The organism is Methanosarcinales archaeon (assembly GCA_014859725.1).
GTDB lineage: Archaea > Halobacteriota > Methanosarcinia > Methanosarcinales > Methanocomedenaceae > Kmv04.
Window position 1 is genome coordinate 1 of record JACUTQ010000138.1, and the last position, 6,126, is coordinate 6,126.

Here is a 6,126-nt window from a genome sequence, read left to right on the forward strand (position 1 = left end):
TATATGTTAAGACCCTTTAATAAACTATTTCTATACTAATAAACACTATTATTTAAATCATGTTTACATTTCATTCATTACCTTGGTGTTGGATTTGAACGAGAATTCTTACGATAGCTTACAGGATGTGGTACATGAGAAAGGAGAGTCCAGAACTATAAAATGGGGAAAGGAATGGATCTTGGTATTTAACACTCTTTCAAATGACACCGATATTATGTCCAACATAAGAGATCTGGTTTCTGATCTTGATATTGAAGATATGAAATATATCGATTCTCTTCTTATTATCGGTGGAAAAAAGTCAGTAAAGGTGGATAGTAACCTTGTTGAAGACCTGGTAGGGGTTAAGACAAAAAGCCAGGTGATCATCGATGGCATAAAAGAAGAACTTGACCGGGATTTTGGATACAAACTCTACGATAGAGGACCACATAAGAGACTCTTTATCAGGCTTCCAATAATAGAGATGAAGTATTTTTATGAGACACTTACCAATAAAATAAAAAATATTATCCTAACAAATGACAATTTCCCACCCGGGAACATTAGTGATATACTTTCAGTATATCTGATAGCAGATGAGAACCATGTAAGGCTTGAACCGGAATTATTCTTCCAGGAAATATTTGGATTTAAAAAACCAATTGAAAAAAAAGAATTTATTCCTCAGCCTTCAGGCAAAATAATTCAGGGAGAATCACATCGTGAACTGGTTGAACTGGCACTGAAAAAATTAGAAGAATATGATATCTATAGAGATATTCAGCTAGTTGATGCGGCAGGGCTTGAATATTCATTTGATGCTTTGGCTACATCAGAAGATGAGAGGATTTTCCTGAAATACCTGGATAATATCACAGACGATGACATGATATCAATGAAATTGTTTATAGATGCGTTCCAGGCAAAACAGGGATGGATATTAACTAAAGAACAAAACGAAAATAAAAATGTCCTGGAAATTGATAATATATCGATAATAACGATTAAAAATCTATAATTCAACTAAGAAGAGGAATTAAAACTGATTGACGAAAGCATAGTAAAAAATAAGCATCTATCATCTGGAAGTGAGAATCTTGACGAGCTGTTAGGGGGTGGATTTGAACATGGTATTATAACCCAGATATATGGAGGATCTGCCACCGGAAAGACAAATATCTGTTTGCAGCTAACAGTGCAATGTATTAAAAACCAGGAAAAAGCAGTAATCATTGACACAGATGGATTTTCTGCAGAACGTTTCAGCCAGATTGCAGGTAATGATGCAAAAAAACTTGCTAATGATCTTATTATTTATGAACCAGGGGATTTCCAGCAGCAGTATTCTGCCATTGTGGATATTGAAAAATTGGCCTCCACCGGGATCGGATTGGTTATAGTTGATTCTGCCACCCTTTTTTATCGATTCGGGCTGATGCCAGGTGATGACAACAATTCTAACATTAGGCGCCAATTGGTAGAGCAAATGGCAGGTCTGCACAGGCTGGCAAGGAAATTCAATATGGTGGTAGTAATTACTAACCAAGTCTATACGGATGTAGATACTGGTGAACTGCACCCCCTGGGTGGTAATCTGATCGAACACCTTTCCAAGACGATAATCAAATTGAAAAGGATTGAAAAGGATAAACGAAGAGCAACTTTGATTAAACACAGATCAAGGGCTGAAATGAAATGCGTTGATCTTACTATTACTAATGAGGGTATAGTCTAGGTGTGAAGTTATGAATGATTTGATGTACACTGCTGCCCAGCCTTTCAAACGCAAAGGGACTGACATGTTAAAGGAGTCTGAGTTTGTTATGGCTCTTTCCATGGACCTTAACTGGTTCAAGCCAGATACAGCTAAAGCTTTTGTTCAGATTGCTATTGAAAATGGAGTAATATCCAGGGAGAAGGGGATGCTCAAAGCCAAATTTGATATAAATCAGGTGAAGATCCCTATGGGTTTCAAACCCGATCCATCAATATTTGAAGAAAAAGATGTATTTGAGCTGATCATTGAACGCATCCTGACCAATACTGGAGAAGAAAAACAAAAGATCATTGCCAGCATCAACAGAAAAAAGGAAGAAACTTCTGGACTGTTCAATATTGAGGTGCTTGGGATTTTGGTGGCAAAGGAATATGGTATTGAAGTGGATGATCTGATCGAAAAATCATACAAAAACCTGGTTAAGGCCCAAGAAGAAAATCTTTGCTAATGCTCGGATTTAATTGAGTACATAAAGTTATAGTTATACATTATGTACAAAAAAAGAGGGAAGGAATTACGACGGGCGCGAGGGGCGATATATTTTTCCTTCCCGCTAATATTTCATTGTACAATTTGATAATGCATTTTTATTCATATATAATAAAGCCAAGAGCAGAGTGAAAGTAATCTTAAATTACTGAAATTATCTCACGATCTTTCGGATGACTCCTGTTCTCAATGGAACTGGATACATTTTTTAGATATTTTCCAGCAGCCTGCATTGCATTCTCGATCTCAAATATTTCAGGTCTTCGTGAAAAATCACCCACGGGCACATATCGGATTATTTTGTATTTTATGTCCCCAATATCTGATAGGAATCTGGCTATGTTCTGGATCTCATCAATTTCAACAATTCCCGGAATATATACTGTATTTACTTCAAATTCAAATTGATATTCATAAAGCAGCCGTATCGCTTCTAATACTTTTTTATTATCCTTTCCTGTATACCATTTATGCATGTCAGGATCAAGGGCCTTCAGGTCAATGTGAACTACAGTCCCCTTGATTTTCTCTATAATTGATTCATCCAGCAGGTATCCATTAGTGGACAGAATTACATCCCTGCCATCCAGTTGGATTAATATTGAAAGCAGACCCTGTTTATCCAGTGTTGGCTCACCTCCTGCAAGCATCACCTTTTTGTTAATAGGTATATGAGTTGCCAGCAGTTCTGCTGATATTGCAATGCCGCCATTTCGTTTTTCATTGCTGAAACATCCGCGGCAGTTAAAGTTGCATCCAGCAAACTGAATTGTGCATCTATTCGCTGACACAGCAAGATAGGATATATGCATATAATTCTGTTATTAAAAATGATCAAAATAAAAAAAAAGGCAACCAAAGCTTAGATAAGCTTAGATATAACCTTTCTTTCGAATCAATTCAGCATTCAACACGCTGGCTCCTGCAGCGCCGCGGATTGTATTATGACCCATTACAATATACCTGATCCCTTCCCTTATCCGGCCTACTGATACACTCATACCATTACCAGCATTCCTATCAAGTCTCGGCTGGGGCCTGTCGGGTTCATCCCGCACAATGATGACGGGGTCAGGTTCACTTGGCAGATTTGATAATCCGGGATCAAAGTCCAAAAATGCCTGGCGCACTTGCCCGGGTGAGGGATCATCCTCCATATCGACCCATAGGGCCTCAAGATGGCCGTCCATTACCGGTACTCTATGGCAGCTGGCACTGATGTTGATATTGGCAGGAATGACCTGGCTTCCATCGAATTCACCCAACAATTTATTAGGTTCACTTTCCACTTTTTCTTCCTCGCCGCCGATATACGGCACCACATTCTCCAGAATACTCATGGATGGTATACCATTATATCCGGCTCCGGATATGGCCTGCATGGAAGCAACTGTCAGGTTCTCAATACCAAATTGCATCAGTGGCTTAAGTGTAACTGTGAACATAATTGTAGTACAGTTAGGATTGGTAACTATACATCCGTCCCACCCTCTATTGTCCCGCTGGACATCAATAAGTCCCAGGTGTTCGGGATTAACCTCTGGTATCATAAGAGGTACATCAGTATCTGTTCTAAAAGCACTGGCATTACTTGCTACCAGACATCCTGCCTGTGCAAAATCTGATTCTACCTTTTTTGCTATATCTGCAGGTAGTGCTGAAAATACAATATCAGCATCCACTAATTTTGTATCAATAGGCACTACTTCGATATCAGCAGCTTCTTCAGGCATCTGGCTTTCAAGGCGCCAGTTAGCAGCGTCTTTGTATTTCTTTCCTGCTGATCGCTTTGAAGCTGCAAGGGCAGATATTTCAAACCAGGGATGGGCTTCCAGGGCCTGAACAAACCTCTGTCCTACCGCACCAGTTGCCCCAAGAACCCCCACTTTGATTGTTTCAGTCATTGTAATTTCGTAATAAATTTTATGAGTTCACTTGTTGAATATTTTACGAAATTACAACGTTATTGCGCTGGTTGGACATGAGTCCACGCATAATCCACATTCTGTGCAGTCATCTTCATTGACAACCGCAATATCATCCTCATTCAATGAGATCGCTTCTGTGGGGCATTCTTCCACACATGTTCCGCATCCTGTACATTCATCTTTATCAACTTTTGCTGCCATAGTTATTATCTCTCCTATTCATATTCCCCTGATTTTGGGTTTGGAATAACCAAATGAAATAGTATAATAAATATCTTACGATTAATAATACTCCCAATGTCATTATTTTTTCTATTTTTCAGAAAGACTAATTAATTGACCTTACTATTAGATGAAAAGGATGAACAATATTAATACATTTTCAGGTAGCTTAAGCTGTGAGATTGTCACGCTGCCGATAGATTCCAAGGAAATCCTGTATGACACCAGTTATTACGGTCAACCAAAGGATGATATCCTTGAACTGACTCTGATTGAAGCAGCTTACCTTATATATAAAGGCAAGATTACAGTGAATTCTGAAAACAAGAAACTTGATTTTGAAGGATTCATGTGTGAGGCCAGCCGCAGGACTGGTAATTTCGAAGTGAAATATATTGTTTTTAAAGACCTGCGGGAGAGGGGTTATTTTATTAAGCCCGGTGTTACTGATTTTAGAGTATATCCCAGGGGCGGTAGTCCTGGAAGAACACCGTCCAGATATTTTGTTTACGTGTTATCTGAACGGCAGCCTATGCTGCTAACAGATCTGGTTCGTCAGATAATAACTGCCTCAAATGTTAAGAAAGAGCTTATCATGGCAGTGGTGGATGAAGAGAGTGAGATCACCTTCTACGGGGCCAGGTTACGCAGTATGAAAGGAGATATGGATAATTCACGATCAGTTCCTGCAATCAGGGCATCGTTATTGGAAGATAGGGTCATGGTCTGGGATAGTAAATCTTCTGCCCAATTACACAATGAATTCCTGTATGGAAAGGCCCTTGATGAAATACGTCTTCAGTTATCCCTTATAGAGGCCGCATATCTGCTGGGCAGGGAGGTAGTAGAGATCATGGATAGTAAAGGTAGGATTCTAACTCCTAACGATTTTGCCGACCAGGCAGTGATGGTGGAATCTGATTTCCCGAAAAAGTTAGCTGTTTATAAAGATCTTAGAGAAAAAGGAATGGTGGTTAAGACCGGATATAAATTCGGCAGCCATTACCGTGTTTACAAAAAGGTGGATCCAAAAAAGGGTATGCTCCATTCTGAATTCCTTGTTCATGCTTTAGATAATAATTATATTTTCAATTTGTCTCAACTGTCCAGGGCAGTGAGACTGGCAAATAGTGTTAAAAAACAGATGATATTTGCCTGGGAATCCGGGGAGACAATTTCTTATCTGGAGATTAGCAGGATAAAAATGTAGATTAACTGGGCCTGGGCCTAATCGAGCATTAATTCAAATTTTCGTTTAAACATCTCAATAAGCCCGAAACATCCTGTAAGCATCATATCACCAAAAGGCGCTGCAAATTCTACATCAAATGCGGAGTTTTCCATAATCTGCCTTTTGGGTCCTGTTACTATAATTGATCTAATATTACCAAAAACCACAGTTTCCTGGATATGGCAACCATGCCCTCCATCGTTAAAGACATCATCAAAATTCAAATTTCCATCGCATAATCGCACAATGTAATTATCAAGTTTTTGGGCATCCATCTGTCTGGTATGGTGCTCAAATATTGCCAGCATCCTATTTTCAGACACCACTGCACCAATGGTATGCCCGTTCCCAATGTTAATAACAAGGACGGGGTCAGCAAGGACGTCTAATATGGCACCGCAAATAGCTGCCGGCCCTGTATCCATTACCAGCACATTATTGTGGTCATTTTTTAATGTTTCCATTACAGATCTCATTCTTGTAAGGCTACTAGG

General features: G+C 39.2%; 8 protein-coding genes. 4 read left to right on the forward strand and 4 right to left on the reverse strand.

What is annotated here, in order from left to right; all coding sequences use genetic code 11:
- The first annotated feature begins 94 nt into the window (after positions 1–94).
- Genes IBX40_10265 through IBX40_10275 form a run of 3 tightly spaced genes read left to right on the forward strand, consistent with a single transcriptional unit; the run spans position 95 to position 2,210 of the window.
- On the forward strand, positions 95–1,003 hold the full coding sequence (locus tag IBX40_10265) for a hypothetical protein (GenBank protein ID MBE0524701.1): 909 nt from the start codon (positions 95–97) through the stop codon (positions 1,001–1,003).
- 39 nt (positions 1,004–1,042) lie between these two features.
- Complete coding sequence (gene radB, locus IBX40_10270; protein MBE0524702.1) at positions 1,043–1,720, forward strand: DNA repair and recombination protein RadB; 678 nt, start codon at positions 1,043–1,045, stop codon at positions 1,718–1,720.
- 10 nt (positions 1,721–1,730) lie between these two features.
- Positions 1,731–2,210: a DUF2240 family protein gene (locus IBX40_10275; GenBank protein ID MBE0524703.1), complete on the forward strand. Its 480-nt coding sequence runs from the start codon at positions 1,731–1,733 to the stop codon at positions 2,208–2,210.
- Positions 2,211–2,391: 181 nt separating this feature from the next.
- Here the strand turns inward: IBX40_10275 and IBX40_10280 are convergent, their stop codons facing one another.
- The 3 genes from IBX40_10280 to IBX40_10290 are packed head-to-tail and all read right to left on the reverse strand — an operon-like array spanning position 2,392 to position 4,380.
- Entirely contained in the window at positions 2,392–3,063 is a 672-nt protein-coding gene (locus IBX40_10280; protein ID MBE0524704.1) for a radical SAM protein, read from the reverse strand.
- A gap of 60 nt (positions 3,064–3,123) precedes the next feature.
- On the reverse strand, positions 3,124–4,155 hold the full coding sequence (asd, locus tag IBX40_10285; protein ID MBE0524705.1) for an aspartate-semialdehyde dehydrogenase: 1,032 nt from the start codon (positions 4,153–4,155) through the stop codon (positions 3,124–3,126).
- Between the two features lie 51 nt (positions 4,156–4,206).
- Entirely contained in the window at positions 4,207–4,380 is a 174-nt protein-coding gene (locus IBX40_10290) for a 4Fe-4S binding protein (GenBank protein MBE0524706.1), read from the reverse strand.
- A 160-nt stretch (positions 4,381–4,540) separates the two neighbouring features.
- Here IBX40_10290 and endA point away from each other — a divergent pair, with 160 nt between their 5' ends.
- A complete protein-coding gene (gene endA, locus IBX40_10295; protein MBE0524707.1) occupies positions 4,541–5,611 on the forward strand; it encodes a tRNA-intron lyase in 1,071 nt (356 codons plus the stop codon).
- Between the two features lie 17 nt (positions 5,612–5,628).
- On the opposite strand, the gene IBX40_10300 is transcribed toward endA, so the two are convergent.
- Positions 5,629–6,126, reverse strand: a 498-nt coding sequence (locus IBX40_10300; GenBank protein ID MBE0524708.1) for a pyruvate formate lyase-activating protein, incomplete at its 5' end; no start/stop codon positions are given.

Bases quoted from the DNA above. Each gene is read 5' to 3' on its own strand.
- IBX40_10275 (MBE0524703.1), top strand. From the start codon at position 1,731: ATGAATGATTTGATGTACACTGCTGCCCAGCCTTTCAAACGCAAAGGG.
- IBX40_10280 (MBE0524704.1), bottom strand. From the start codon at position 3,063: ATGCATATATCCTATCTTGCTGTGTCAGCGAATAGATGCACAATTCAG.
- asd (MBE0524705.1), bottom strand. From the start codon at position 4,155: ATGACTGAAACAATCAAAGTGGGGGTTCTTGGGGCAACTGGTGCGGTA.
- IBX40_10290 (MBE0524706.1), bottom strand. From the start codon at position 4,380: ATGGCAGCAAAAGTTGATAAAGATGAATGTACAGGATGCGGAACATGT.
- endA (MBE0524707.1), top strand. From the start codon at position 4,541: ATGAACAATATTAATACATTTTCAGGTAGCTTAAGCTGTGAGATTGTC.